Origin of the sequence: Hoeflea sp. EC-HK425 (assembly GCF_902498795.1) — a bacterium.
Taxonomy (GTDB): Bacteria; Pseudomonadota; Alphaproteobacteria; order Rhizobiales; family Rhizobiaceae; genus Hoeflea; species Hoeflea alexandrii.
This window is the reverse complement of sequence record NZ_LR701572.1, coordinates 1,252,084-1,278,111: the sequence shown is the minus strand read 5'-3', so window position 1 is coordinate 1,278,111 and position 26,028 is coordinate 1,252,084. Positions and strand designations below refer to the sequence as shown.

Here is a 26,028-nt window from a genome sequence, read left to right as displayed (position 1 = left end):
CTCCGAAACGGAAAACGCTCCCAATTGACCACTTTTGCTGATCTTGGCTTAAGCCAAAAAGTACTGTCCGCCGTAACTGACGCCGGCTACTCGACGCCAACACCGATCCAGGCAGGCGCGATCCCGCCAGCCCTTGAAAGGCGCGATATTCTAGGCATCGCCCAGACTGGAACCGGCAAGACCGCATCCTTCGTCCTGCCGATGCTGACCATGCTGGAACGAGGCCGCGCCCGGGCGCGGATGCCGCGCACTCTGATCCTCGAGCCGACCCGCGAACTGGCGGCCCAGGTGCACGAGAATTTCGAGAAATACGGCAAGAACCACCGTCTCAACATCGTTCTGCTGATCGGCGGCGTTTCCTTTGACGAACAGGATCGCAAGCTTGAGCGCGGCGCCGATGTGCTGATTGCCACGCCCGGCCGCCTTCTCGACCACACGGAACGCGGCAAGCTCCTGATGACCGGCGTTGAGCTTCTGGTGATCGACGAAGCCGACAGAATGCTCGATATGGGCTTCATTCCCGACATCGAGCGCATTGTGAAGTTCATCCCGTTCACCCGGCAGACTCTGTTCTTCTCGGCCACCATGCCGCCGGAAATCCAGAAGCTGGCCGACAAGTTCCTGCAGAACCCTGCACGCATCGAGGTGGCCCCGCCCTCCTCGACCGCAGCCACTGTCGAACAGCGGCTCGTGGCCTGCGGCAGCAAGGATTTCGAAAAACGCGAACGCCTGCGCGATCTGATCCGCTCCCAGTCGGAACTGACCAACGCGATCATCTTCTGCAACCGCAAGAAAGATGTTGCCGATCTCTACAAATCACTTGAGAAGCACGGCTTCTCCGTCGGCGCGCTTCATGGCGACATGGACCAGCGCTCGCGCACCAACATGTTGCAGGGCTTCAAGGACAACGAGATCACCCTGCTTGTGGCCTCCGATGTCGCGGCCCGCGGTCTCGACATTCCGGCGGTCAGCCACGTCTTCAATTTCGACGTCCCCATCCACGCAGAGGACTATGTCCACCGGATCGGCCGCACCGGTCGAGCCGGACGCGCAGGCGCCGCATTCACGCTGGTTTCGCGCCGCGATGCGAAATATGTCGACGCCATCACCAAGCTGATCGACCGCGAGATCAGCTGGCTGGACGGCCAGCAGGCGATCGAGAACGCCGACCCGGCCGATGACAAGCCGGCTCGCGGCCGCCGCGGCGAAAGCAAGTCGCCGGCACGCAAGACCGCACGCGGAGAAAAACGCGCTAAGGAAGACGCAGTCGAACCCGCAGCGGTGGCCGAGAAGGCTGCCGAAACGGTCGAAGCCGACAAGCCCACAGAGGTGGCTCCGGCGACCAAGGAAGCGCCCCGTAAGGATCGCGAGGAGCGGCAGCCACGCCAGGAACGCGAAAGCCGTGCGGCGTCCCAACGGACCCCGGAACCGGCCAATGCCAACAATGACCGCAATCGCGGCCGCAACCGCCGTGGCGGTCGGGACAATGATGATCGCGAGCCCACTCCGGTCGGCTTCGGCGACGAGATCCCGGCCTTCATGATGATCGGCAGCTGATCTCACGATCCGCTCCTGACCATCCAGACAATCAGCCGCCAGCGTCCTAGCCGGCGGCTTTTTTGTCTGTGGCCGGGCATGAGAGACTTCAGGAAACTGCATCAATCGATGTATTCAGCCTGCGGGTCAGCATCGTCGAGTGGTGCCAGAATTTCAGCGATCCGGTCACGCAGCCAGCTATGGCCGGGAGACGAGGTCGATCGCCGGTGCCAGACCATCGTGATCTGTGCCAGGTCGACAGGCATCGGTGCCGCATAGATCGACAAACCGGCCCCGGGCGCAACCTGCAGCGCCAGCTGGTGCGGAATAAGCGCGATCAGGTCGGACTGGCTGACCGCACGGTATACCCCGGAAAAGACCGGCAGGGTCATGGCAACACGGCGTTGACGGCCGACCCGCGCCAGCGCCGCATCGCCCATGCCCTTGAGATTGCCCTCCGGAGAAAACAACACGTGGCCGAGATCGCAGAACAGATCGATCGGCACGATGTCGCCCGGACTGAGGCCTGCACGCTGAAGCCGGGAATTGCCCTGGCGCGCGATGACGGAAAAATTCGACCGGAACACAGGGCGTTGCTCCGCCCAGTCCGGCAGAGCAATAGCCGGGATCAGGGCGATGTCGACCTCGTAGCGCTCGATCGTATCGATGTGGCTGTCGGGCACAAGATCGACAAGCTGCACCCGAACGCCCGGTGCCTGGCTGGAGAGAAGCTCGGCAAGCCGCGGCATTAGCATCTCCGCGAAGAAGTCGCTGCCGGAGATCCTGAAACTCGCCGATGCTGTCAGCGGATCAAAGATCCTCGGCTTCTCGAACATCAGCTCGAGGCCGTCGAGAATCTCCCGCAGGGGCAACTCCAGTGATTTTGCGTAGTCTGTTGGTTCCAGCCCCTGCCCCCGCCTGAGAAACAGCTCATCCTTCAGCGCCGTGCGCAAACGCGATAGAGAGGCGGAGACTGCCGGCTGCGACAAGCCGATCCTGCGCCCTGCCTTGACGGTGGAACCTTCACGAAGAAGCGCATCAAGCACCCGCAACAGGTTCAGATCAAACGCAGATAAATTCATCAGACGAATACCTTTCATATCAAAATGCGATTTCACGAATAGGTATAGCCGATCTAACATCGGTTCAATCGAATGCGCGTTCGTTTCTTTCCACACCTGAACCGGAGGAAACGATGAGACCGAACATCCTGGGCGCTGAGGCTATTGAATGGCTTGGCGTTCACTACAAGACCATCCTCAGACAAGAAGAGACCGGCGGCACGATGTCCGTGGTGGATTCGGTGTCACCGCCGAATTCAGGGCCACCGCGCCACATCCATCATGATGCCGACGAGACCTTCGTCATCTTGTCCGGAGATATCCTGTTCTGGCTGGAGGGCGACGAGTTCACCAGGGGGCCCGGCCAGACCATGTTCGTACCCCGCGGAAAACAGCACACGTTCCGCGTCGTCAGCGACGCGCCCGCCCGCCATCTGGTCATCCTGACACCTGGCGGTTTCGAAGGGTTTTTCGCGGAGATGGCTGACAACAACTACCGAATTCCCGAAGACATGCCGGCGATAGCCGATTGCGCAGCCCGTTATCAGCTCAGCTTCACCGGTCCGGCGCTGTAACCAGACAAAAACCAATGAGGAGCAGACCCATGAAAACCATTGCCACCAGATTCTTTGCCACTGGAGCCATTTTCGCCCTGTGCGGCATGGCGTGGGGGATCGTCATGTCCGCCACCCAGAACCACACACTGTCCCCCGCGCACGGCCATCTCAACCTGATCGGGTTCGTGATCATGTCGGTTTCCGGCACGTTCTATGCGCTCAGTCCGGGCGCTGCTGCATCGAAGCTTGCCGGCGTCCACTACTGGCTGAGCCTTGCGGCGGTGCTCGCAATCGTGCCCGGGATCGTCATGGCGATTTCAGGCTCGGGCGAGGCACTCGCCAAGATCGGATCCGTGTTGACGCTTGCTGCAATGGCGCTGTTCGCTTTCCAGGTCATGCGTCATGGAATCGGAGGCGGCCCGCTGCGGGAAACGGCCTAGAGCATAAGTACCGGCACCGCCGTGCGCGCCTGATGTCACCCGTCAACCGCGCACGGCTCACGAGTTCAAGTCATTGAACACCCTGTTTTCTGGCGCGAAGCGCTGCCTGGCAGGCGAGGCCCACCCATTTCGCCAGCTCCTCCGGATCGTCGAGCGCCTGGTCGGGGATCGACCAATAGGGCATCGCCACCGGCTTGCTCTTGCCGTCATAGATCCACTGGCTGGCGCCGGCATCGGCAAAGTCCGGTGCACTTTCCGCATCGGCCTTGAGCAAAACCTCGCCACTGACTTCCAGCGCCAAGATCCGGCCCTGATGATAGATCCCCTTGCCGCCGAACATGTGCCTGATCGTCACCTCGCCGAGGCTGTCAAACATGTCCCGGATCAGATCATTGTCCACACCAGCACTCCCGTTCCAACTGATCGCGCCTACTGTGCTGCGCATTTTTCCAGGCGGCAAGCTTGTCATCCCCCAAGACCGGACCATATCGCTCGAATGGGCAAGACCGTCACGAAATCGAACCTGCCGCAGAAGCTGTGCACGACGTGCAGACGCCCGTTCACCTGGCGGAAGAAATGGGCGCGGGCCTGGGACGAGGTCAAGTACTGCTCAGCACGTTGCCGCAGCGAGGCCCGCCGCGCCACAAACGCAAAGTGAAACCCACCGGGGCGCTTCAGGATTGACGGTCGTGCGCCGGTTCACGTATCGCGCGCGGTGTTTTCAGTCACGCCGCCGGCCTCTCGAACTGCTTCGGGCGTATCGACATCCAGCCGCGCCGCGGCGCCGATCTCGACATCGATCACCGGCCAGACCCCGCTTTCGATCAACGCGCGGGCGCCGACATCGCCCGTAAGCTCCATCGCCTCGGCAAAGGCGCTTGCCGGCAGGATGACCGGATTGCCGCGCCGCTCGCCGTCACAGGCACGCACGATGGCGCGGCCCCTATGGTCGGCAAACGCCTCGATCAGGCGGTCCAGGTGCGCGGTGGTCAGCGCCGGCATGTCGCCAAGCAGGACAAGCGCGCCGTCACACTCTTTGCCAAGTGCGGCCAGCCCGGTTTTCAGCGACGACGCCATGCCGGTTTCATAGTCCCCATTGCGCACCAGGCTGACATCGAGGCCCTTGAGGCTCGCTTCGATCTCAACGCTGCGATGCCCGGTCACGACCACCGTTTCCGCTGCCTTCGAGGATAGCGCCATACCGGCCATGCGGCGGATCAGCGTTTCTCCACTAAATTCCGCCAGCAGTTTGTGTCCGGCCTCGTCACCCATGCGGCTTGCCCGGCCCGCCGCAAGCAGCACCACGCCGACGGCCGCACCAGCCTTGCGTCCGCTTGTCGCCGCATTCGGCTGCCGCGGTTGCGGACGGGTCGGGATCTCCTTGAGCAGGCCACCCACGCCCATCCCGGCAATGTCCATCGATGTCGGAGTGTCACCCGCCACGATCCGTGCCAGCACCCAGTCGAACCCGTTCTCCTTGGGACTGCGGGCGCATCCGGGCGCGCCGATCACAGGAACGGCACCGACCGAGCCCAGCACCAGAAGGTTGCCTGGATCGACCGGCATGCCCACCCGTTCCACGCGCCCGCCAGCCTTCCCGATCGCCGCGGGAATGACGTCCTGCGGATCGGTCACCGCCGAGGCGCCGAAGACGATGATCATCTCGTGCACACTCGCCATGCGGACGATCTCGCCCGCGACCGCATCGGCATCATGCGCAACCCGTCTTTCCTCCGCGAGGCTTGAGCCGCTGAGCGCCAGCCGGGCCTCGAGCAATCCTCTGGTCTTGTCCATGACCGACTCCTTGAGCGAGGGCAGCACGGTCGAAATCAACCCGGCACGGACCGGGCGGAACGGCAAGAGATGCGCCAGACCCGGCGCCGCAATCGCTGCTTTGGCCCGGTCGAGGGAATTGCCGGACACGGCCAGCGGAATGATCTTGATCGTCGCCACCATTTCTCCGGCCTGAACCGCGGTATGATCGGCAAGGCAGGCAAAGGTGATGGCGGGGTCGATCGCATTGAAGGCGTCGACGAGTCCTTCGTCGGCGCGAAAAAGACCGGCGCAATCGGCATGAAGATTGACCCGCCCGGTCGACGCATTTGCCGCACGGATGCCGGGTACCGAGAAAGCCCGCGACAAGGCTTCGGCGCTGGCATCTTCCCCGACATCGCCCGCCTCCAGCCGCGCCACGATCACCGTGTCGATGCCACCCTGCCTGATCTGTTCCAGGTCATCGGCAGTGAGCACGTGCCCCTTCTTCAACCGCATGCGGCCGAGCGCCAGCGAATGTGCCAGCACCGCACCCTCGGCCTCCAACAGAGCAACCGGGCCGAATTTCATGCCTCAGACTTTCTCCGCTTGCGCCAGCGTGTGCGGTGACGGTCTGCGCAGCGCCGCAATCACCTGGCCGAGGATCGCCACGGCGATCTCTTCCGGGCTCTGCGCCCCGATATCAAGCCCGATGGGCGCATCGATCCGGCCGATTTCGGCCTCACCAAGACCAGCATCGCTCAGTCGCTCCACGCGCCGTGCATGGGTCTTGCGCGAGCCGAGCGCACCCACGTAGAACGCACCGGTCTTCAGTGCCGAGATCAGCGGCCAGTCGTCGATCTTCGGATCATGGGTCACCGCCACAAGCGCCGTGAACGGGTCGATCGGCCGGTCCTTGAGTGCGTCCTCCGGCCAGTCGGCGACAAGGTCCACATTCTCGAACCGCTCGGGCGTGGCAAAGGCCGTACGCGGATCGATCACCCGGACATCGAAGCCCGCCATCGCCGCCATCGGTGCCAGCGCCTGCGAGATGTGCACCGCGCCGATAATCACCATCCGCGGCGACGGCACATGCACATTGAGAAAGAAGCGCTGTCCTTCCGCCTCCACCACTCCGGCCTTGCCGGTCCGGAACGCCTTCTCGACGGCCTCGCCGAGTTCTCCGGCAATCGGATCGCCCTTCATCACCAGCCGGTTGCGACCGTCGGCAAGGTCGGTGAGCATGATGGCGGCCCGCCGGTCGCGCCGCGCAGCATTGAGTTTCCTGAGCAGATGCGGATCCATCAGCCGACCCGCTCCACATAGACCTGGATCTTGCCGCCGCAGGACAGCCCGACCCGCCAGGCGGTCTCGTCGGCCACGCCGAACTCGAGCATCTTGGCCTCCCCGCTCGCGATCACCTCCACGGCTTCCGAAATCACCGCACCTTCAACGCAACCACCGGAAACCGATCCGCTGAAATTGCCGTCAGTGTCGATCACCAGATGACTGCCGACCGGACGTGGCGCCGAGCCCCAGGTCTCGATCACCGTCGCCACGGCAACGTCACGCCCGTCCAGCATCCAGCGTTCGGCCACCATCAGCGGATCGAGCTGATCGTCCGTCGCCTGCGCAATAGTCTGAGATGTCATGCCAGCCTCCGTCCTCTGTCACTCAATCAAATATGGCCACCACCACCGTGTGAATACAAGGGCGAATACAAGAGTGCTCAGAGATAGCGCCGGGGATCGGCCTTCGCCGCATTGCGTTCGCCCAGCGCCGAGACAAGATCCGCCATCGCATTGATATTGTGCACCGGCCGGAATTCGTCGACATGATCGAGCATGGTGCGCACGCCGCGGGCGCGGGCTTCAAAACCATCGAAGCGCAGCAGCGGGTTGAGCCAGATCAGCCGACGGCAGGACCGGTGCAGCCGGTCGATCTCGGCATCCAGTTCCTCGATGGAATCGCGCTCAAGCCCGTCGGTGATCAGGATCACCACCGCACCCTGCCCCAGAACCCGGCGCGACCATTGCCGGTTGAACAGCCTCAGGGCCTCGCCGATGCGGGTGCCGCCCGACCAGTCCTTCACAGCGCCGGTGCACTGGTCCACCGCATCGTCGGGATCCTTGTTGCGCATCTGCCTCGTGATGTTGGTAAGCCGCGTGCCAAAAAGAAAGGTATGAACGCCGCGCCGCTTCTCACTGATCACATGCATGAAATGCAGGAAGATCCGGGTGTACTGGCTCATCGATCCAGAGATGTCGGCAATGATCACCAGCGGTGGATGCACCTTCCGGCGCTTGCGGAAGCGCGGCAGGATCAGGTCGCCACCGGTCCGCATCGCCGCGCGCATGGTCGCCCGCGGATCGATCTTGCGCGCCTTTGCCGCAGACTTGTAACGCCGCGTCTCGACCTGGTCGAAGGGCAGCATCAGTTGGGCAATGGCGCGTTTGGCATCCGCCAGTTCGACCGCCGTCATCTGGGCGAAATCCTGCTGCCGCAACACTTCGTTTCCCGACATCGTCTCGCGCGCATCGATGTCGATCATCGGCTTGTCTTCGGGCGGGCGCTGCTTCTCGTGCCCTTCGAACAGGGCCTGGCTGACCCGTGTCTCGCCGGCCTTCAGCTTCTCCCGCTGCTTGTTCTCCATCGCCACCGGCGAAAACAGCGCAATCATCTTCTCGACAAGGTCGCGTGTCCGCCAGAACAGCCGGAAAGCCTGGTCGAAGACCTCGTGGTCCTCGCGCCGCTTGACGAATACCGAGTGCAGCACCCAGTAGAACTCCTCGCGGCTGCCGATGCCGGCGATCTGCACGGCTTCCACCGCATCGCGCACCGCTGCAGGGCCAACCTTGAGGCCCGCCTTGCGCAGCACCCGCGCGAAATAGACGATGTTGTTGACGATGCGGCCGTCGCCGCCCTTGAAATTGATCGCGTTGCCGGGTTCGGCCATCAGATTGCCGCCATCAGATCGATTGCGCCAGCTCGGCCTTCACCTCGGCCAGCAGTTCCCGGCCGGCGCTGCCGTCGATGCGGGCGATGTCATCCTGGTATTTCAGCAGCGTTCCGAGCGTATCGGAGACGGTCTCGGGATCGAGCGCCAGCCGGTCGAGCTCGGTAAGCGCCGTCGCCCAGTCGATGGTCTCGGCCACGCCGGGGCTCTTGAACAGGTCCATCTGCCGGAGCTTCTGCACATAGGCGACCACCTGCCGCGAAAGCTCCTCGTGGCATCCCGGAACCTTCAGCCGGACGATCTCGAGCTCGACATCGGCGGCGGGATAGTCGACCCAGTGATACAGGCAGCGCCGCTTCAGCGCATCATGGATCTCGCGGGTGCGGTTGGTGGTAATGATCACGATCGGCGGCTCTTGCGCCTTGATCGTGCCAAGCTCGGGGATCGTCACCTGGTAGTCCGACAGGATTTCCAGCAGGAACGCCTCGAAGGCTTCGTCCGTCCGGTCAAGCTCATCAATCAGAAACACCGGCGCGCGACCGCCTGTTCCCTCGAGCGCCTGCAGCACGGGCCGCCGGATCAGGTGTTTTTCGGAGAAGATGGTGCGCTCGATCGCCCCCCGGTCGTCCTCGCCGGTGGCTTCCGCCAGCCGGATCTCGAGCATCTGCGCCGGGTAGTTCCACTCATAGACCGCCGAGGAGACATCGAGCCCCTCATAACACTGCAGCCGGATCAGCGGCCGGTCGAGCGCCTTGGACAGCACCTTGGCAATCTCGGTCTTGCCGACCCCGGCCTCGCCTTCGAGAAACAAAGGCCGCTGCATCTTCAGGCTGAGAAACAGCACCGTCGCCAGCGCCTTGCTGGCGACATAGTCCTGGCTCGACAGCAAGGCCATGGTTTCATCAATCGAGGTTGGCAGCGGGTTGGTGATCGACATCATGGCTCCGGCTTGAGGCTTGGGCGTGTCCCGTCGGGCAGGAGGCTAAACAGAATGGTATCCGCGGTCCAGATACAAAAGCGCCGGTCCTGCGGGCCCTTTGCGCAATCCCGTCACCTCGCCGAACAATACCGTGTGAGTAGCCACGATTTTCGCCTCGATGAGACGGCAATCGAACACGGCTGCGGCTCCGACGAGTGTCGGCGCGCCGGTGGTGATCGTATCCCATTGTGCCCGCGCAAACCGCTCGTCGACGGTCAGATCCTCGAGACCGGAAAACGCCATGGCCAGATCCTCGTGACCGCTCATCAGCGAGTTGAGCGCAAACACGCCTGATTCGGCAAAGATCTCGTTGTGCGGGTTCGAATGATTCAGGCAGACAAGCAGCGTACCCGGATTGTCCGACACCGAGCAGGCGGCAGTCACGGTCACACCGCGGCGTACGCCCTCATGCGCGGTCGTGGCGATCTGCACGTGCCCGGCATAGCGCGCCATGGCGTCGCGATAGTCCCTGGAATCTATAGTCTGCCGTTTCAACACGCCTGCGCCTCGGTTTCGGGATCGGTTCTGCAACGATGCAGCTTGCGACCATACATAAAGTGCATGCACGAATTTGAAACCCGCCGCCCACGACTTTTTCTCCCCCAACCCCGTCAGATCAGACCCAAGCGACGGATTTCGCTTTGATCCGCCGGGATCGCCGGGCTAAATACCGCCCATGTTAATCCGTCTTGCACTTTCACCCCTGCAGCTTCTCATGGCTCTGCTCATCGCCGCCGCTCCGGTGCGGGCGGACTCGCTGCATGTCGGGCTGGTGATCCCCCAGGAAGGCCAGTTCAAACCGCTTGGTGATCATGTCCGTGAAGCCTTCGAGATCTGGGAGACCGGGCATCCCGAGATCTTCGCCGACCTGGTCGAGGGCGATGACGGCTGTAGCGAAGAGGCCGGCACCGACGCCGCCGCGGCAATGATCGAGGCCGGCGTCAACGTTGTCGTGGGCTTTCTGTGCACCGAGAGCCTGGCGGCCGCCCTGCCGCTATTGTCGGCGGAAGACATCCCGGTCATGACGCTGACCGTGCGCGCCGACATCATCGCCGAGGAAGCCGGGCGGCTGGGCTGGAATTTCTTCCGCCTCGCTCCGCGCGCCGGCTCCGAGGCCGAGATCGCCGCCGACGCCATCCTCAGGCTCTGGGCCGACAAGTCCTTCGCCCTGATCGAGGACGGCGCCATTTCGGGACGGGAACTGGTCGAGGCAATCCGGGTCATTCTCGAAAACCGTGGGCTCAAGCCGAATTTCGTCGACAACTACCGCCCCGGCCAGGCCACCCAGCCGAGCCTCGTGCGTCGCCTCAAGGCCGCCGGCGTCTCCCGCGTCTTCGTCGGTGGGGAACGCTCGGACATGGCGGTCATCGCCATGGAAGCCGACCGCCAGGGTGTACCGCTTGAATTCATGGGTGGTGATCAGCTCAATGCGCCGCAGGGAGAACTCCCGCTGCCCGACGGCACGATCGCCGTGCTCGCTGCCGGCGCCACGCCCGGGCCGGAAGCGGAAGCCGCGCGGGCCTCTTTTGAAGAACGCGGCCTGATCGCGGAAGGGTTGCGCATTCCGGCCTATGCGGCAGCCGAGATCCTCGGCGCCATCGCAATCCGCATGGATTACAGCCAGACCGGGCTCGGCGAAGCCCTGCGTTCGACCACCTTTTCCACGGCGCTGGGACCGGTCACCTTCGACCAGAACGGCGAACGCCGCGAACCGGGATTCGTGCTGGCGATCTGGCGCGACGGCGCCTTTCATCGGCTCAGTCTCGAAGACATGGCGCGCATTGCCGGAGAAAGCCGATGAAGACGACCGGCCCGAAAAACCTGATCACCGACGTTGCTGGGCTGCGCGTCGGCAATGCCAGCGATCGCAAGCTCAATTCCGGCGTCACGGCGATTGTCTGCGACCCGCCGGCAACCGCCGCCGTTCAGGTGCTCGGCGGCGCGCCGGGCACCCGCGAGACCGATCTGCTCGAACCCCACAACACGGTCGAGACCGTCAACGGCATCATCCTGTCCGGCGGCTCGGCCTTCGGTCTCGATGCCGCCAGCGGTGCCCAGGCCTGCCTGCGCCAAGAGGGCAAGGGATTCGAAGTCGGCCCGCACCGTATTCCGCTGGTTCCTGCGGCCATCCTGTTCGACCTGATCAATGGCGGCGACAAGGATTGGGGAACCTATCCGCCCTACCGCGAACTCGGCTATCAGGCCACCGAAGCCGCATCCGGGGATTTCGATCTCGGCACTGTGGGCGCAGGCACCGGTGCGCTGACGGCAACCTTCAAGGGCGGCCTCGGATCCGCATCGACCCTCGTGGCTGACGGTATCACTATTGGTGCCCTCGTTGCCGCCAATCCGATGGGCTCGGCAACGATCGGTGACACCCGCCATTTCTGGGCAGCACCCTTCGAAATCGGCGACGAGTTCGGTGGTCTTGGCATGCCCTCCCCTCTGCCCGCTGAGACCAGCGAGCTAAAGATCAAGTTCCGTGACATGAACCGTGGCGTCTCCAACACCACCATTGCCGTCATCGCCACCGACGCAAGCCTCACCAAGGCCGAAGCCAAACGCCTGGCGATTGCCGCCCATGCGGGCTTCGCAAGGGCGATCTGGCCGAGCCACACGCCTTTTGACGGCGACCTGGTGTTCGCACTTGCCACCGGCGCCTCCGGCCGCAAGCCGACCCCTGACGAATTCATCGACCTGTGCGCGGCGGCGGCCTCGACCATGAGCCGCGCCATCGCACGCGGCGTCTTTGCGGCCACGCCCGACGAGCGCGACCTGATGCCGGCCTGGACAACCGCCAAGGCTTGAACCGGCTTGCGGTTGCCCGCCCGCCCCGGCAATGCTAGGCGGTGCTGTCTTGAAGCCCGAGATCTGCTCATGCCGTCAGCGCCTCGCAAAGTGCCCGTTCTGAAAGCCCGAGCGCTGCGGATTTTTACCGGAACCCGAAACAGTCCATGACCAACCCCGTCAAACGCCACAAGGGACCGCGACCCAGACCGGCCAACGACAATTCCAATCTGCGGGACCGGTTTCTGGCGGCAAGACCGCACTGGCGTGACGTCGTCTACGGCGCGATCGGCTGGGGTGCGGCCATGGCAGTCTCGGCGCAGGGCTGGCTGTGGCTGTCGGTGGGGGCCCTCACCAGCAATTACTGGAGCCTCACCCTACTGGCTTTCTGCGGCGGGATGCTCGCCTGGCCCTTCGCACTTGCCACGTTCCGCTTCGTCGCCTTCGGGCGAAGCCGTGAGGCCGCCTTTGCAGCCGCCTTCATATGTCTGACCGTTTTCACCATCGGCGCCACTTCGCTGATGTTCGCCATCATCTACCGCAATTTTTATGCGCAATGGCACGGCGACCCGTTTACCAGGCTCTGGGTCATCCAGCTTGTCTTCACCACGGCCGCGGCGCTCTATCAGTTCGCCGTCCAGGGGCTGCGCCTCTATCTTCCTTTGGGCGTGATCTTCCTGTTCGGCGCCTCCTGGCTGCTGGCCAGCCGCAACATGCCCTCCAAACTGCGGAAAACCGCTACCAACGTCTAGCCGCTTGAGATCCCGCGTTTGATTTCGCCCGAAAATGGTCTAGACCCGCCGCAACGCCAACCTTTACGGAACTTGCCATGATACCTCGTTACTCCCGCCCGGAAATGGTCGCAGTCTGGTCGCCGGAATCGAAGTTCCGGATCTGGTTCGAGATCGAGGCCCATGCCTGCGATGCACTGGCCGAACTCGGAGTCATTCCGAAAGAGGCCGCGCAGACCATCTGGAAAAAGGGCGGCAACGCCACCTTCGACATCGACCGCATCGATGAAATCGAGCGCGAAACCAAGCACGACGTCATCGCCTTCCTTACCCACCTGGCTGAGATTGTCGGCCCCGATGCCCGCTTCGTCCATCAGGGCATGACTTCCTCCGATGTCCTCGACACCTGCTTCAACGTCCAGCTGGTCAAGGCCACCGACCTTCTGCTCGCCGACATGGATGCGCTCCTCGCCGCCATCAAGCGTCGCGCCATCGAGCACAAGGACACCGTCTGCATCGGTCGATCGCACGGCATCCACGCCGAACCCGTGACCTTCGGGCTGAAGATGGCCGAGGCCTATGCCGAGTTCGACCGCTGCCGTACCCGCCTTGTCAACGCACGCGAGGAAATCGCCACCTGCGCCATTTCCGGCGCTGTCGGCACCTTCGCCAACATCGATCCGCGCGTCGAAGAACACGTTGCCAAGGCAATGGGCCTGACCGCCGAGCCGGTCTCGACCCAGGTCATCCCGCGCGACCGCCACGCAATGTATTTCGCCACGCTCGGCGTCATCGCCTCCTCGATAGAGCGTGTCGCCACCGAAATCCGCCACCTGCAGCGCACCGAGGTTCTGGAAGCCGAGGAGTATTTCTCCAAGGGCCAGAAGGGCTCGTCGGCGATGCCGCACAAGCGCAATCCGGTGCTCACCGAAAACCTCACCGGCCTGTCGCGGCTGGTGCGCATGGCGGTCACGCCGGCGATGGAGAACGTCGCGCTCTGGCACGAGCGTGACATCTCCCACTCCTCGGTCGAACGCATGATTGGCCCCGACACCACCGTCACGCTCGACTTTGCGCTGGCGCGACTGACCGGGGTCATCGACAAGCTGATGGTCTATCCCGAGCGCATGGTCGGCAACATGGACCGGCTTGGCGGCCTAGTGCATTCGCAGCGCATTCTCCTGGCGCTGACCCAGGCAGGATCGTCGCGCGAGGACGCTTACCGGCTGGTCCAGCGCAATGCCATGAAGGTCTGGAACAGCTACCAGACTTCAGGCGATTCCGAGGTCGACTTCCTCACCGAATTGCTCAATGACGAGGATGTGCGCAAGTATCTCTCGGAAACCGAAATCCGCGACCGCTTCGATCTTGGCTATCACACCAAGCATGTCGACACGATCTTCGCACGGGTGTTCAAGGACAGCTGATCCTCTCCCCCCGGCAGTTCACCTGAGACATAAATGACACGCATTCATCCGAAGTGATTGCGTGTCACCATACTGCCCTGCTGTTGCCCCCATCTTGCCGCGGTTACCGCCCAGTCTGGCGTTCATCCGACACATTGGAGGATCCCATGCAGGACCACCCGCCCCTTGCCGGCAACGGCCATCACCGCCGCAACGACGGCGCCGAACAGCATCAGACCCACGACAGCGGCATCAGCCTCTGGATTGCGGCCGCAACCGTGATCATCTCGCTTGGCGTCCTGCTGGTCTTCTCCCAGGGGCAACTAAAAAATGGCGGCGGACCGTTTGTGATCACCCCACCGACGGAAATCAGCGCCTACCCTGCAAGCGGCCTTTAGGCGGCCGCATGGCCAGTCAAGGCCGTAAAATGCCCGGCCCGGAGCCCACGCCGGTCGGCGAATGTGGCACGAAAGCCAGTTTCAACCACCCGCAGACCATCTCGGCCCGCTGCACCGGTTGACATTTGACCCGCCCTCGCCCACCTCGGCGGCATGAAAGTAGCAGAAGCAGACATCCTCATTGTACCGGGCTACACAAATTCCGGTCCCGACCACTGGCAATCCCGCTGGCAAGGCCGCCTGTCGACAGCCCGCCGCGTCGAACAGGACGCCTGGGCCAAGCCGGTCCGCGAGGACTGGACCGCGCGCTTCGCCGAAGCCGTCAACGAAGCAACCAGGCCGGTGGTGGTGATTGCCCATTCGCTGGGCGTGGCAACGGCGCTGCAGGCATTGCCACAGTGCAACAAAAAGATTGCCGGCGCCTTCCTGGTGGCGCCCCCCGAAGTCAACAACCCGAGAGTCCGGCCAAAGCACCTGATGACCTTCGGCCCTTACAAGGAAGAGCCGCTGGAGTTCCCGTCGATCGTGGTGGCCAGCCGCAACGATCCCTTCGGATCCTTCGAACATGCCGGCGACATGGCCAATGCCTGGGGGTCGATGCTGATCGACGCCGGCGAAGCCGGTCACATCAACGCCGAATCGGGCCATGGCCCCTGGCCGGAAGGCATCATGGTATTCGCCAACTTCCTGACCCGGCTGCAGCCTTAGGGCAGCGGGACGGCGGTCAGCCCCGCGCCTTGTCCAGCATCACCGCGGCACCGGCATGAATGATCGCAGGATCCGTATTCAAGGCCGCCAGCCGGTAACCCATCTTGCCAAAGCGTGGTACATCGGCCGGATCGACGGCAAAGATCGCCGCTGCCTTGCCGGCCCGGTGAGCCCGGTTGCCGATCTCGGCAATCACGTCCTGAAGCTCTTCGTTTTGCGGATCGACACCTGCCCCGTCCGACCACGAGATCGAAAGATCCGAAGGTCCGACAAAGATTCCGTCGATCCCGTCGGTTGCAAGAATCCCGTCAAGCGCTGCGAATGCGGCGCGGGTTTCGATCATTGCCAGCGCCAGGGTGTCGCTGTTGGCCGACCTGAAATAGCTCTCGGGCGAATGCCCCGAATGCAGCTGCAGCGCTCTCATCGGTCCCCATGAGCGTTCGCCCACCGGCGGGTATTTCATCGCGGCCGCGAACGCCTCTGCATCGGAAACCGAGTTGATCATCGGCGCGATGACCGCCTCGAAGCCCATATCGAGCGCCCGGCTGGCAAGATCGTTCCGCCCCACCGGTATGCGCATGATCGCAGGCTTGCCCGCGGCAAAGATCGCCTTCGCGGAGGCAAAGGCAGTCGTTTCTGTATGCGCGCCGTGCTGCATGTCGACTGTGACGGTGTCGAACGGGCAGCGGGCCAGTGCGCCCGCCATTTCCTCGGACGGCGAGGTCGACCAGGCGGTGATCAGCATCCTGTCCTGATCAAGCTTGTCTCGCAGTTGCATTGCCGGCTCCTCCCGAATCGCTGTTGCGCCCGCTGGTGGCGGTTTGTTTCCTTCAATCCAACAAAAAACCGCCCCCGGCAAGCCGCGGGCGGTTTGAAGATAAGACGGCAGAAAAGCCTTAGCTGTTCTGGATCTGCTCGACGGCGACCGCGAGAAGCTCATCCATCCTGCGGCGCAGCTGATGATCGGACTGGTCCACACCGGCCGCATCGAAATCTGCGCGCACCTTGCGGAACACGTCCTCGTCGCCCGCTTCCTCGAAGTCGGCCATGACAACAGACTTGGCATAGGTTTCCGCCTCATCGCCGCTCTTGCCGAGCAATTCGGCCGCCCAGAGGCCCAGAAGCTTGTTCCGGCGGGCTTCCGCCTTGAACTTCAACTCCTCGTCATGGGCAAATTTGTTTTCAAATGCGTTTTCGCGGTCTTTCATACTGCTCATGAGCTGGCTCCCGGCGGTGAATCGATAATCCCTATATGGGGGTTTGGTCCATAAAACAAAAGACCGCCGAAAGTGCAATGTAAACTCGTCTCATGCCGTGCAATTCGGGGGACATTGCCGATAACAGCGTTGTGAAAGCCTGGACAATCCGCTAAAGCACGGCTCAAAATCGACCCTATGCCGAGTTGCCGCGGCTTCAGCCGGCTCAACTGACAGAGATGCTCCATGACCCGTCGCCGCCGTATCTACGAAGGCAAGGCCAAGATTCTTTATGAAGGCCCAGAACCAGGCACGCTGATCCAGTTCTTCAAGGACGACGCCACCGCGTTCAACAAGAAGAAGCACGACGTGGTTGACGGCAAGGGCGTGCTCAACAATCGCATCTCCGAATATATATTCTCGCATCTCAACCGGATCGGCATCCCGACGCACTTCATCAAGCGCATCAACATGCGCGAGCAGCTGATCAAGGAAGTCGAGATCATCCCGCTGGAGATCGTCGTGCGCAACGTTGCCGCCGGCTCGCTCGCCAAGCGCCTCGGCATCGAGGAAGGCACCGTGCTGCCGCGCTCGATCATCGAATTCTACTACAAGGCCGATGCGCTCGACGATCCGATGGTTTCCGAAGAGCACGTCACCGCCTTCGGCTGGGCCAGCCCCCAGGAAATCGATGACATCATGGCGCTTGCCATCCGCGTCAACGACTTCCTCACCGGCCTGTTCCTCGGCGTCGGCATCCAGCTGGTCGATTTCAAGATCGAATGCGGACGCCTGTTCGAAGGCGACATGATGCGCATTGTCGTCGCCGACGAGATCTCACCCGATTCCTGCCGCCTCTGGGACGTCAACACCAACCAGAAGCTCGACAAGGACGTCTTCCGCCGCGATCTGGGCAATCTGGTTGAGGCCTACCAGGAGGTCGCCCGCCGGCTTGGCATCATGAACGAGAACGAGCCGAACCGCCCGACCGGGCCGGTTCTGGTCAAGTAAGCCTCAGGAGTTGGGTCAATGATCAAGGCACGCGTCACGGTAACGCTCAAGAACGGCGTTCTCGACCCGCAGGGCAAGGCCATCGAGCACGCACTCGGCGGTCTCGGCTTCTCCGGCGTTGATTCCGTCCGCCAGGGCAAGGTCTTCGATGTGGTTCTTGAAACATCCGACCGCGCCAAGGCCGAGGCCGAACTCAAGGCCATGGGCGAAAAACTGCTCGCCAATACGGTGATCGAGGATTTCGCGGTCGAGGTGCTCTGAGCCATGAAAGCCGCCGTCATCCTGCTTCCCGGCCTCAACCGCGACCGCGACATGATCGCGGCGCTGACCAAGATTTCGGGTCAGGCCCCGCAAACGATCTGGCAGACCGAGACTTCGATCGATGACGACGTCGATCTGATCGTCATCCCCGGCGGCTTTTCCTATGGCGATTATCTCCGCTGCGGCGCCATTGCCGCGCGCATGCCGGTCATGCAGGCGGTGCGCGAGAAGGCCGAAAAGGGCACCCGCGTCATCGGCGTCTGCAACGGCTTCCAGATCCTGCTCGAAGCCGGCCTTTTGCCCGGCGCTCTGATGCGCAACGCCTCGCTCAAATTCGTCTGCCGCGAGGTCAAGCTCGAAGTCACCAACGCGAAGACCGCGTTCACGCAAGGCTATTCGCAGGGCCAGGTCATCCGCTGCCCGGTGGCGCATCACGACGGCAACTATTTCACCGATCCCGGCACGCTGGCCGACCTCGAAGCCAGCAATCAGGTCGCGTTCCGCTATACCGCCGACACCAACCCCAACGGATCGCTCAACAACATCGCCGGCATAGTTAACAAGGCGGGCAACGTGCTGGGCATGATGCCGCATCCTGAAAACCTGATCGAACCCGCGCATGGCGGCAGCGACGGTCGCGCCCTGTTCGAGTCCGCGCTGGGACTGGTCGACGCTTGAGACGGGTTATGGCGATCGGCGTTCTTATCACAGGATCTCATCCCCGCTCGCGGCGGACCGCAATCTGGCTGCTGGCAGCCCTGGTTCTGGCCACTTTGACAGGTGCGCCTCGCGCTGAAGCGGCAAGCAAGACAACCGCCACAACGACCCAGGTCTATTTTATTCGCGGTTTCATGGGCGTGTTTTCGACCGGTTTCGATACGATGGCCAAGACCCTTGCCAAATCCGGGGTCACCGCCAAGGTCTATGGACACCTCAGCGGCGCGGCCATTCGCTCCGCCATTGTCGAGGAAAACGCCGGTTCGAAGCGAAACAAGCCCGTCATCCTTGTCGGACATTCCTTCGGCGGCAATGCCGCGTTACAGGTTGCCGCGGGCTTGCGCAGGGACAACATCCCGGTCGCCCTGGTTGTCACCGTGGATCCGACCCGCGGCGGCCCACTTTCAACCAATGTCGGGCGCTATGTGAATTTCTTCTTCTCCGGCAATGGCCTGGGATCCCGTCTCAAGTCCGCCCCCGGCGTGCCGCAGTCGCGCATCACCAATATCGACATGGGCGAGCGCGACGAAGTAGCCGGAGCCGGTGACGACCACTGGACCGTCACCCACAACGCCGCCATTCAGTCCGAAATCCTCAAACTGGTCAAACGCGCCGCCCGTTGAGGCAAAGCGCGATGCTTACCCGCGCAGTTCTTTCAGAACCGCTTCCAGCTCGCCTTGGTATTCGTAGGTTTCGACCTGTACGGCATGCCGTGGGCTGGCCTTGTACCGCAAGGCATCGCGCCGGTTGTCACGCTCAATCAGCTTGGCCATGTCACTTGGCCGCTGCCATTTGCCCGAGATCTCGGAAGCCGCGATCTTGGCCTGCAGATCGGCAAGCACCCAGATACATCCGACCGGTTGAATGAGGCCGATGAAGAACAGTCCGGGCACGTCCGCCATCATCATCTTGAGGTAGAGCGGCACCTGCTGCGCCTCGCTCCAGTCCGGACAGACACGGGAAAGGTAGGACGTACCAAGCCGGTAGCCGGTGGCCCAGATGATGGTGTCGAACTCGTCACTCGCGCCATCGCTGAACGTCACCATGCGGTTGTTGGCAGAACTGATGCCGCGCCGCATGGTCACCGTGCCATGGCGGATCCTGTCGAGAACATCCGTGTTGAGGGTCGGATGCTGCCTCAGCACCCTGCCCTTTGGCTCCTGCAGCCCGTACCGGTCATAAGGCCCCACGGCCAACCTGACCCCGAGCTTGAGAAGCGTGTCCCTGAGCCATCGGGAATGGATTTTGCGCAACTTTGAGAATTGAACATCCACCGGGCGTCCGGCGATCAGTTTCGGCACGATGACTTGCGGGCTGCGTATGCTCAGACTGACATGATCGGCGACCCGGCTGAGTGCTGCCGCAATATCGCAGGCCGAGTTTCCTCCCCCGACAACAAGCACCTTCTTGCCTTCGAAGCCGCGAGCCGTCTTGTAGCGCCCGGCATGAAGCTGTTCGCCCGAAAAATCCCCTGCAAGGTCCGGAACAAACGGCTCCCTGTGGTGGCCTGAGCAGATGATCAGGTAATCAGCCGTCTGGGTGTGCCGCCCAGAAGCATCTTCATAGGCGATCACCCATCCACCCCCATCTCGGGCGCTCACATCTGCGACCCTGGAGTTCAGCCGGATGTGGCTGCCGAGACCGAAATGGGATTCGTAGGCCCGCATGTAAGCGAGGATTTGCCGGTTCGACGGATAATCGGGATAGTCCTCCGGCATCGGAAAATCCGGAAATTGCGACAACCGCCTTGAACTGATCGTATGCGCGTTTTCATAGACGCTCGGCCGGTCCGGATCATCGCTGAAAACCCAGATACCGCCGCTCTCGCCCTGCGCTTCATGGCAGACGATATCGGTGATGCCCGCCTCGACAAGGTTCTTCACCGTCGTCAGTCCGGTCGGACCCGCCCCGACCACGCAAACCCGGACATGATCCGCCCTGCTCATCCCACCTGTACTCACACTGATGTCCCCTTGCCGTGCGTCTTACCAGCAGGTATCCCCCGCGACAATGTCTACGCCGCCCGGCTCAGAGCGATAGAACCCAGCCAAGAACCGCTGTCACGCGCAGGAATCGTGCTATTGCAGCAGTATAACTGACTTCCATCCCTGAAGCCGCCCGGAGACCTTGATGAAACTGAGTAAGACATTGCTTGTCCCGGCTGTTGGGTTCGTACTGTCCGCCTGTGCGCCTGCGTCAGGCCCGCCGGCGGGAATGAGCAGCAATGCAATTGCTGTCGCGACCCTGCAGAAGGTCAACAGCCAGGCCCATGCCTGCTGGCTCAAGGATGGCGACTTCGCCGCCTACGGGATTGTCCCGGAACTCGACACCACCAGCACGCCGCGCCTGTTGATCATCCCGCGCGGCAAGCCGCAGTCCCTGCCCCAGGCGGTCATCATTGCTTCCGCCGGCAATGCTCAGTTCTACGGCCCGCTCTCCACCTCGCCGCTGGCCGGCCGGATCAATGGCGACATTTCGCGCTGGGCGTCAGGCGGCACCGGCTGCTGACCGGTGCCGGCCGGGCGGATTGGCATCGGCCATGTCCACAGTTTAGCGCTTTCTTTCGGCCCAAATCCGAATTTACAGGTGCCAACCGGCCCGTCATTGCGCTATAGCCACAGGCACGCGCAGGACAAGAAGGGCGACCACCGCCATGAGCATTCCAAACATCGTTCCCATCACAGAAGACCTGATTGCCGCTCACGGGCTCAAGCCCGAGGAATACCAGCGCATTCTCGATCTGATCGGGCGTGAACCGACATTTACCGAACTCGGCATCTTCTCGGCGATGTGGAACGAGCATTGCTCCTACAAGTCCTCGAAGAAGTGGCTGCGCACCCTGCCGACCACCGGCCCGCGGGTGATACAGGGGCCGGGCGAGAATGCCGGCGTGGTTGATATCGGCGATGGCGACTGCGTCGTCTTCAAGATGGAAAGCCACAACCACCCCTCCTACATCGAGCCCTACCAGGGTGCTGCCACCGGCGTTGGCGGCATCCTCCGCGATGTCTTCACCATGGGCGCGCGGCCGATCGCGGCGATGAACGCGCTCAGGTTCGGTTCGCCCGATCATCCGAAGACCCGCCACCTGGTCTCGGGCGTCGTCGCAGGCGTCGGCGGCTACGGCAATTCCTTCGGCGTGCCCACCGTCGGCGGCGAGGTCGAGTTCGACCCGCGCTACAACGGCAACTGCCTGGTCAACGCCTTTGCCGCGGGCATCGCCAGGACCGACGCGATCTTCCTGTCTGAAGCAAAGGGCGTCGGCCTGCCGGTGGTCTATCTCGGTGCAAAGACCGGCCGCGACGGCGTCGGCGGCGCCACCATGGCCTCTGCCGAGTTCGACGAATCCATCGAGGAAAAGCGCCCCACCGTCCAGGTCGGCGACCCCTTCACCGAAAAATGCCTGCTCGAGGCCTGCCTCGAACTGATGCAGACCGGCGCGGTCATCGCCATCCAGGACATGGGTGCCGCAGGCCTCACCTGCTCGGCGGTCGAGATGGGCGCCAAGGGCGATCTCGGTATCGAGCTCGATCTCGACAAGGTGCCGGTGCGCGAAGAGAACATGAGCGCCTACGAAATGATGCTCTCGGAAAGCCAGGAGCGCATGCTCATGGTGCTTGAGCCGTCCAAGGAAGAGGTTGCCAAGGCGATCTTCGTCAAGTGGGGCCTCGACTTCGCCATTGTCGGCAAGACCACCGATGATCTGCGCTTCCGCATTCTGCACCAGGGCGATGAGGTCGCCAACCTGCCGATCAAGGAACTGGGCGACGAAGCCCCCGAATATGACCGCGAATGGCGCGAGATCGGCGGCCTGTCGCCGCTCGACATCACCGAAGTCGAAGAGCCCGAGGACTACGGCCAGTCGCTGCTCGACCTTCTGGGCTCGGCCAACAACGCCTCAAGGCGCTGGGTCTGGGAGCAGTACGACACCCTGATCCAGGGCAATTCGCTGCAGATCCCCGGCGGCGACGCCGGCGTGGTCCGTGTCGAGGGCCACGACACCAAGGCGCTGGCCTTCTCTTCCGATGTCACGCCCCGCTATGTCGAGGCCAACCCCTACGAGGGCGGCAAGCAGGCGGTGGCAGAATGCTGGCGCAACCTCACCGCCACCGGCGCCGAACCGCTCGCCGCGACCGACAACCTCAATTTCGGCAATCCGGAACGGCCCGAGATCATGGGCCAGCTGGTGATGGCCATCCAGGGCATCGGCGAGGCCTGCACGGCGCTCGGCTTCCCCATCGTTTCCGGCAATGTCTCGCTCTACAACGAGACAAATGGCGAGGCGATCCTGCCCACGCCCACCATTGGCGGCGTCGGCCTGATCGACGACTGGAACCACATGGCCCGCATCGGCGGTGCCAATGCCGGTGATGCCGTCATCCTGATCGGCGGCGATTGCAGCCATCTCGGCCAGTCGGCCTGGATGCGCGATTGCCTCGGCCGTTCCGAAGGCGCGCCGCCAACGGTCGACCTGATGGAAGAGCGCCGCAACGGCGATTTCGTCCGCTCCGCCATCCGCAACGGCCAGGTCACGTCCTGTCACGACATTTCCTCGGGCGGCCTCGCCACCACGCTGGCCGAAATGGCCATGGCTTCCGATCTCGGCATGAAACTTGACCTCTCCTCAAGCCACGGACCCGCCCATGCACTCTTGTTCGGCGAGGACCAGGCCCGCTATGTCATCACCGTCCCTTCCGATCTGTCGGGATACATCATGGCCAGCGCCGAGGGAGCGGGTGTTCCCTTCCGCCACCTGGGCACGATGTCCGGTGACAGCCTGACCATCGGTGGCCTGCTCTCGCTGCCGGTATCCACATTGCGCGCCACCCATGAATCGTGGTTTCCTGCCTTTATGGATGTTCCCGAAACCCTTGCCGCCGAATAGCCCAATCAGGAGCCGACCCACATGCCAATGAATGCAGGCGATATCGAAAAACTCATCAAGACCGGGATTCCTGACGCCAAGGTGACCATCCGTGACCTGGCTGGCGACGGTGATCACTATGCGGCGGAGGTTGTCTCCGAGAGTTTTCGCGGCAAGAGCCGGGTGCAGCAGCACCAGATGGTCTACAACGCGCTTGAAGGAAACATGGGCGGCGTTCTGCACGCATTGGCGCTGCAGACCAGCGTGCCCGACTGAGCCAATCCATGGCTGGGTTTCTCGACAGCCTGATCAGCGAGATCATCGACGGTGTGGTTGACGGCATGGCCAAGGGCGCCGTCACCCGCAAGCGCCGCCGCTCCTCCATACGCCGCACGAAAACCCGCCGGAAAACCACGTCGCGGCGCAAGCGCTCGACCACTACATCGACAATCGAGAAAATCCTGGTCGAGGCGCTGACCGGCAAGAAGCCGGCGCCCAAGCGCACCAGGATCCGCCGCACAAAGATCCGCAAGACGCGCACCACACGGCGGAAGTCGACGGCTCGCAAGCCTGCATAGACCGACCGTCCGAGATCTAGTGGTCCGCTTTCGCGAACACCGCCACAACCGGCCCCGCCGGTTCGCCTGCATCGATTTCCATATGGATGCTGAGGGCCAGGCTCGAGACCGCACCGTCGAAGAACAGCGCGTTGTCACATCTCGCGACATCCCTGAAAAGCCGCGCGAAGGAGCCGAGGCTGACCCGATCGCGGGTGATCGCCAGCACGATTTTTCCGTCAGCCCTCACGCCGACACCGTTGCGGATGTATTTCGAGGTGCCGTCAGGCAGGAAGCGCGGATGCATGGCGCCGTCGATCAGAAGCATGGGCCCAGACTGGGTCGCAAATTCCGGCGCGATACCGGCAGCCAGATAGGCATCGGTTTCCATCACCCCGGCGCTGCCGTCCTCGCGGACAAAGAACACCCCGTTGGGCTTGAGAAAGAAATTGCCGAACCCGTCATCTTCATTGAGCGGCGCAATCTCCACACCGTTTTCGACATAAAGCCCCACCGGCGTCATGTCGGCGTGATACATACCGGCATTCATCGCCAGGATCGGTGTTTGCCCGCCGGCCGCCAGCGCCGTCACCGCCTTCTCCACGCTGCCCAGAACAGCGCCATCCGGCCCGCGATAGGCAAGCCGGACCGAATGAACGGAGGGATCGGCAACACACAGGATCGATCGCGCACCCTCGAACACGGTTTCTTCGCAGATATCGGGCATGTCGGTCACCGTCTCATTCCTTCCTTGCGGGCTCTTCTCCATTGCACCTTCCGGCAGGCTTCGCTGCGGCAGGACCAGCCCGGACGGCTCGCTTTGGCCACCCACAACATTCCACACAGCCCAGCCGCCCCAAAGGGCCAGCAGGATCAGGACAAGATAACCGGCGCCACGTATCCACATCTCATCACTTATAGGGCTCCCCTTCTTGTCTTGTCATGCCGCCCGCGTTATCTGAAAGGCAAGAACTATCGTGGCCACACGCTTTGAAAGGATCCAACGATGTCCGGCATCAATGATTTCATCGACAACGAAGTGAAAAACAACGACGTGGTGCTGTTCATGAAGGGCACCCCGCAGTTTCCGCAATGCGGCTTCTCCGGTCAGGTCGTGCAGATTCTCGATTACCTCGGCGTTCCCTACAAGGGCGTCAACGTTTTGGCCGACGATGCGCTCAGGAACGGCATCAAGGAATATTCCAACTGGCCGACCATCCCCCAGCTCTACGTCAAGGGCGAGTTCATCGGCGGCTGCGACATCATCCGCGAGATGTTTCAGTCAAGCGAGCTGCAGCAGCACATGACCGACGCCGGCGTGCCGGTCAAAGCCGCCTGAGACTGACGACAGGACGACACGGCAAGAGGCGGATTTTCCGCCTCTTTTCGTTTCAGGGGCAGAAGGCAATCGAGGACCTCTGCCAAGACATGCAAGACACGACTGGAGACGATCATGAACTGGACCATTTATCTCTCGGGCGAAATCCACACCGACTGGCGCGAGCAGATCGAGGCTGGCGCCAAGGCGGCCGGACTGCCGGTGACATTCTCGGGCCCGGTCACCCATCATGAGGCTTCCGACGATGTCGGCGTCGCCATCCTCGGCGCAGAGCCTGACAAGTTCTGGCACGATCACAAGGGCGCGCAGATCAACGCCATCCGCACCCGCACGCTGTTGCAGAAGGCCGACATCGTAGTCGTCCGCTTCGGCGAAAAATACAAACAGTGGAACGCCGCCTTTGACGCGGGCTTTGCGAGCGCCCTCGGCAAGCCGCTGATCATCCTGCACCAGGACGAGCACGCACACGCGCTCAAGGAAGTCGATGCCGCAGCCCTTGCCGTCGCCAAGTTTCCTGACCAGGTGGTTTCGATCCTCAGCTACGTGATCGACGGGGAGTTATCCGGCTACACCGGTGTCAAGGACGCCGCGCAGTAAGCCGCCGATTGCGATGGCCGACAGCAGGAACTCTTGATGGCCGCGGCTGAAGCCCCGTCACTCTCACGCTCCAGCACCGTACATTTTGTCAAACCCGCAAAGGTCGCTGCAGAACGTTGACTCCCTGCATGATTTTCATCCTAGATCGATTCCGATTTGGAGAATTGAGCAGTAA

At 62.6% G+C, this 26,028-nt stretch carries 32 protein-coding genes; 20 read left to right on the top strand and 12 right to left on the bottom strand.

Annotated elements, in window-relative coordinates:
* Window positions 1-24: 24 nt before the first annotated feature.
* On the top strand, window positions 25-1,557 hold the full coding sequence (locus tag SPHINGO391_RS08835) for a DEAD/DEAH box helicase (protein WP_152008490.1): 1,533 nt from the start codon (window positions 25-27) through the stop codon (window positions 1,555-1,557).
* A 101-nt stretch (window positions 1,558-1,658) separates the two neighbouring features.
* Here the strand turns inward: SPHINGO391_RS08835 and SPHINGO391_RS08830 are convergent, their stop codons facing one another.
* Complete coding sequence (locus SPHINGO391_RS08830) at window positions 1,659-2,618, bottom strand: LysR family transcriptional regulator (protein ID WP_152008489.1); 960 nt, start codon at window positions 2,616-2,618, stop codon at window positions 1,659-1,661.
* Between the two features lie 113 nt (window positions 2,619-2,731).
* Here SPHINGO391_RS08830 and SPHINGO391_RS08825 point away from each other — a divergent pair, with 113 nt between their 5' ends.
* The gene (locus SPHINGO391_RS08825) at window positions 2,732-3,172 is read left to right on the top strand and encodes a cupin domain-containing protein (RefSeq protein WP_152008488.1); all 441 of its coding nucleotides are present in this window, start codon (window positions 2,732-2,734) and stop codon (window positions 3,170-3,172) included.
* A 29-nt stretch (window positions 3,173-3,201) separates the two neighbouring features.
* On the top strand, window positions 3,202-3,594 hold the full coding sequence (locus SPHINGO391_RS08820; protein WP_152008487.1) for a hypothetical protein: 393 nt from the start codon (window positions 3,202-3,204) through the stop codon (window positions 3,592-3,594).
* A 70-nt stretch (window positions 3,595-3,664) separates the two neighbouring features.
* Here the strand turns inward: SPHINGO391_RS08820 and SPHINGO391_RS08815 are convergent, their stop codons facing one another.
* The gene (locus SPHINGO391_RS08815) at window positions 3,665-3,994 is read right to left on the bottom strand and encodes a TfoX/Sxy family protein (RefSeq protein ID WP_152008486.1); all 330 of its coding nucleotides are present in this window, start codon (window positions 3,992-3,994) and stop codon (window positions 3,665-3,667) included.
* Window positions 3,995-4,090: 96 nt separating this feature from the next.
* On the opposite strand from SPHINGO391_RS08815, the gene SPHINGO391_RS08810 reads away from it, so the two are divergent.
* A complete protein-coding gene (locus tag SPHINGO391_RS08810) occupies window positions 4,091-4,252 on the top strand; it encodes a DUF2256 domain-containing protein (protein ID WP_152008485.1) in 162 nt (53 codons plus the stop codon).
* Between the two features lie 41 nt (window positions 4,253-4,293).
* Here the strand turns inward: SPHINGO391_RS08810 and SPHINGO391_RS08805 are convergent, their stop codons facing one another.
* The 6 genes from SPHINGO391_RS08805 to SPHINGO391_RS08780 form a co-directional block, all read right to left on the bottom strand.
* Window positions 4,294-5,937, bottom strand: coding sequence for a molybdopterin-binding/glycosyltransferase family 2 protein (locus SPHINGO391_RS08805; RefSeq protein WP_152008484.1), 1,644 nt, complete (start codon window positions 5,935-5,937; stop codon window positions 4,294-4,296).
* A 3-nt stretch (window positions 5,938-5,940) separates the two neighbouring features.
* Window positions 5,941-6,651 carry an XdhC family protein gene (locus SPHINGO391_RS08800; protein ID WP_152008483.1) on the bottom strand — a complete coding sequence of 237 codons (711 nt, stop codon included), beginning with the start codon at window positions 6,649-6,651 and terminating at the stop codon, window positions 5,941-5,943.
* A complete protein-coding gene (locus SPHINGO391_RS08795) occupies window positions 6,651-6,998 on the bottom strand; it encodes an XdhC family protein (RefSeq protein WP_152008482.1) in 348 nt (115 codons plus the stop codon). The genes SPHINGO391_RS08800 and SPHINGO391_RS08795 overlap by 1 nt, the downstream gene beginning before the upstream one ends.
* A gap of 77 nt (window positions 6,999-7,075) precedes the next feature.
* Window positions 7,076-8,302, bottom strand: a complete 1,227-nt coding sequence (locus tag SPHINGO391_RS08790) for a VWA domain-containing protein (protein WP_152008481.1) — start codon at window positions 8,300-8,302, stop codon at window positions 7,076-7,078.
* 13 nt (window positions 8,303-8,315) lie between these two features.
* Window positions 8,316-9,242: a MoxR family ATPase gene (locus SPHINGO391_RS08785; RefSeq protein WP_152008480.1), complete on the bottom strand. Its 927-nt coding sequence runs from the start codon at window positions 9,240-9,242 to the stop codon at window positions 8,316-8,318.
* 42 nt (window positions 9,243-9,284) lie between these two features.
* Entirely contained in the window at window positions 9,285-9,779 is a 495-nt protein-coding gene (locus SPHINGO391_RS08780; protein WP_343200296.1) for a flavin reductase, read from the bottom strand.
* 217 nt (window positions 9,780-9,996) lie between these two features.
* On the opposite strand from SPHINGO391_RS08780, the gene SPHINGO391_RS08775 reads away from it, so the two are divergent.
* The 6 genes from SPHINGO391_RS08775 to SPHINGO391_RS08750 all read left to right on the top strand — a co-directional run bounded on the left by SPHINGO391_RS08775 (window position 9,997) and on the right by SPHINGO391_RS08750 (window position 15,311).
* Window positions 9,997-11,082 carry an ABC transporter substrate-binding protein gene (locus tag SPHINGO391_RS08775; protein ID WP_193217236.1) on the top strand — a complete coding sequence of 362 codons (1,086 nt, stop codon included), beginning with the start codon at window positions 9,997-9,999 and terminating at the stop codon, window positions 11,080-11,082.
* A complete protein-coding gene (locus SPHINGO391_RS08770; protein ID WP_152008478.1) occupies window positions 11,079-12,089 on the top strand; it encodes a P1 family peptidase in 1,011 nt (336 codons plus the stop codon). The genes SPHINGO391_RS08775 and SPHINGO391_RS08770 overlap by 4 nt, the downstream gene beginning before the upstream one ends.
* Window positions 12,090-12,235: 146 nt before the next feature.
* Complete coding sequence (locus tag SPHINGO391_RS08765; protein WP_244615150.1) at window positions 12,236-12,820, top strand: hypothetical protein; 585 nt, start codon at window positions 12,236-12,238, stop codon at window positions 12,818-12,820.
* 77 nt (window positions 12,821-12,897) lie between these two features.
* Complete coding sequence (gene purB, locus SPHINGO391_RS08760) at window positions 12,898-14,226, top strand: adenylosuccinate lyase (protein ID WP_152008477.1); 1,329 nt, start codon at window positions 12,898-12,900, stop codon at window positions 14,224-14,226.
* A gap of 146 nt (window positions 14,227-14,372) precedes the next feature.
* The gene (locus tag SPHINGO391_RS08755; RefSeq protein WP_152008476.1) at window positions 14,373-14,603 is read left to right on the top strand and encodes a hypothetical protein; all 231 of its coding nucleotides are present in this window, start codon (window positions 14,373-14,375) and stop codon (window positions 14,601-14,603) included.
* A 153-nt stretch (window positions 14,604-14,756) separates the two neighbouring features.
* Entirely contained in the window at window positions 14,757-15,311 is a 555-nt protein-coding gene (locus tag SPHINGO391_RS08750; RefSeq protein ID WP_152008475.1) for an alpha/beta hydrolase, read from the top strand.
* A gap of 16 nt (window positions 15,312-15,327) precedes the next feature.
* Here the strand turns inward: SPHINGO391_RS08750 and SPHINGO391_RS08745 are convergent, their stop codons facing one another.
* Together SPHINGO391_RS08745 and SPHINGO391_RS08740 are read right to left on the bottom strand one after the other, a co-directional pair.
* Window positions 15,328-16,089 (bottom strand): aldolase/citrate lyase family protein, encoded by a 762-nt coding sequence (locus tag SPHINGO391_RS08745; protein WP_152008474.1) that lies wholly within the window; start codon window positions 16,087-16,089, stop codon window positions 15,328-15,330.
* Between the two features lie 118 nt (window positions 16,090-16,207).
* Complete coding sequence (locus tag SPHINGO391_RS08740) at window positions 16,208-16,528, bottom strand: DUF1476 domain-containing protein (RefSeq protein ID WP_152008473.1); 321 nt, start codon at window positions 16,526-16,528, stop codon at window positions 16,208-16,210.
* A 225-nt stretch (window positions 16,529-16,753) separates the two neighbouring features.
* Between SPHINGO391_RS08740 and purC the strand changes: the two genes are divergently transcribed.
* The 4 genes from purC to SPHINGO391_RS08720 are packed head-to-tail and all read left to right on the top strand — an operon-like array spanning window position 16,754 to window position 19,119.
* On the top strand, window positions 16,754-17,518 hold the full coding sequence (gene purC / locus SPHINGO391_RS08735; protein WP_152008472.1) for a phosphoribosylaminoimidazolesuccinocarboxamide synthase: 765 nt from the start codon (window positions 16,754-16,756) through the stop codon (window positions 17,516-17,518).
* 18 nt (window positions 17,519-17,536) lie between these two features.
* Window positions 17,537-17,779, top strand: a complete 243-nt coding sequence (gene purS, locus SPHINGO391_RS08730; RefSeq protein ID WP_152008471.1) for a phosphoribosylformylglycinamidine synthase subunit PurS — start codon at window positions 17,537-17,539, stop codon at window positions 17,777-17,779.
* 3 nt (window positions 17,780-17,782) lie between these two features.
* Window positions 17,783-18,457, top strand: a complete 675-nt coding sequence (gene purQ / locus SPHINGO391_RS08725) for a phosphoribosylformylglycinamidine synthase subunit PurQ (protein ID WP_152008470.1) — start codon at window positions 17,783-17,785, stop codon at window positions 18,455-18,457.
* Window positions 18,458-18,465: 8 nt separating this feature from the next.
* On the top strand, window positions 18,466-19,119 hold the full coding sequence (locus SPHINGO391_RS08720) for an alpha/beta fold hydrolase (RefSeq protein ID WP_152008469.1): 654 nt from the start codon (window positions 18,466-18,468) through the stop codon (window positions 19,117-19,119).
* A gap of 15 nt (window positions 19,120-19,134) precedes the next feature.
* Here the strand turns inward: SPHINGO391_RS08720 and SPHINGO391_RS08715 are convergent, their stop codons facing one another.
* The gene (locus tag SPHINGO391_RS08715; RefSeq protein ID WP_152008468.1) at window positions 19,135-20,457 is read right to left on the bottom strand and encodes an NAD(P)-binding domain-containing protein; all 1,323 of its coding nucleotides are present in this window, start codon (window positions 20,455-20,457) and stop codon (window positions 19,135-19,137) included.
* Window positions 20,458-20,626: 169 nt separating this feature from the next.
* Between SPHINGO391_RS08715 and SPHINGO391_RS08710 the strand changes: the two genes are divergently transcribed.
* The 4 genes from SPHINGO391_RS08710 to SPHINGO391_RS08695 all read left to right on the top strand — a co-directional run bounded on the left by SPHINGO391_RS08710 (window position 20,627) and on the right by SPHINGO391_RS08695 (window position 23,938).
* Window positions 20,627-21,004: a hypothetical protein gene (locus tag SPHINGO391_RS08710; protein WP_152008467.1), complete on the top strand. Its 378-nt coding sequence runs from the start codon at window positions 20,627-20,629 to the stop codon at window positions 21,002-21,004.
* A 145-nt stretch (window positions 21,005-21,149) separates the two neighbouring features.
* Complete coding sequence (gene purL, locus SPHINGO391_RS08705; RefSeq protein WP_152008466.1) at window positions 21,150-23,381, top strand: phosphoribosylformylglycinamidine synthase subunit PurL; 2,232 nt, start codon at window positions 21,150-21,152, stop codon at window positions 23,379-23,381.
* 21 nt (window positions 23,382-23,402) lie between these two features.
* The gene (locus SPHINGO391_RS08700; protein ID WP_152008465.1) at window positions 23,403-23,636 is read left to right on the top strand and encodes a BolA family transcriptional regulator; all 234 of its coding nucleotides are present in this window, start codon (window positions 23,403-23,405) and stop codon (window positions 23,634-23,636) included.
* A gap of 8 nt (window positions 23,637-23,644) precedes the next feature.
* Window positions 23,645-23,938 carry a hypothetical protein gene (locus tag SPHINGO391_RS08695; RefSeq protein WP_152008464.1) on the top strand — a complete coding sequence of 98 codons (294 nt, stop codon included), beginning with the start codon at window positions 23,645-23,647 and terminating at the stop codon, window positions 23,936-23,938.
* 16 nt (window positions 23,939-23,954) lie between these two features.
* On the opposite strand, the gene SPHINGO391_RS08690 is transcribed toward SPHINGO391_RS08695, so the two are convergent.
* Window positions 23,955-24,824, bottom strand: a complete 870-nt coding sequence (locus SPHINGO391_RS08690; RefSeq protein ID WP_244615149.1) for a phosphodiester glycosidase family protein — start codon at window positions 24,822-24,824, stop codon at window positions 23,955-23,957.
* Window positions 24,825-24,923: 99 nt separating this feature from the next.
* Here SPHINGO391_RS08690 and grxD point away from each other — a divergent pair, with 99 nt between their 5' ends.
* Together grxD and SPHINGO391_RS08680 are read left to right on the top strand one after the other, a co-directional pair.
* Window positions 24,924-25,256, top strand: coding sequence for a Grx4 family monothiol glutaredoxin (gene grxD, locus SPHINGO391_RS08685; RefSeq protein ID WP_152008463.1), 333 nt, complete (start codon window positions 24,924-24,926; stop codon window positions 25,254-25,256).
* Between the two features lie 114 nt (window positions 25,257-25,370).
* Entirely contained in the window at window positions 25,371-25,853 is a 483-nt protein-coding gene (locus SPHINGO391_RS08680; RefSeq protein WP_193217235.1) for a YtoQ family protein, read from the top strand.
* The last annotated feature ends 175 nt before the right edge of the window (window positions 25,854-26,028 follow it).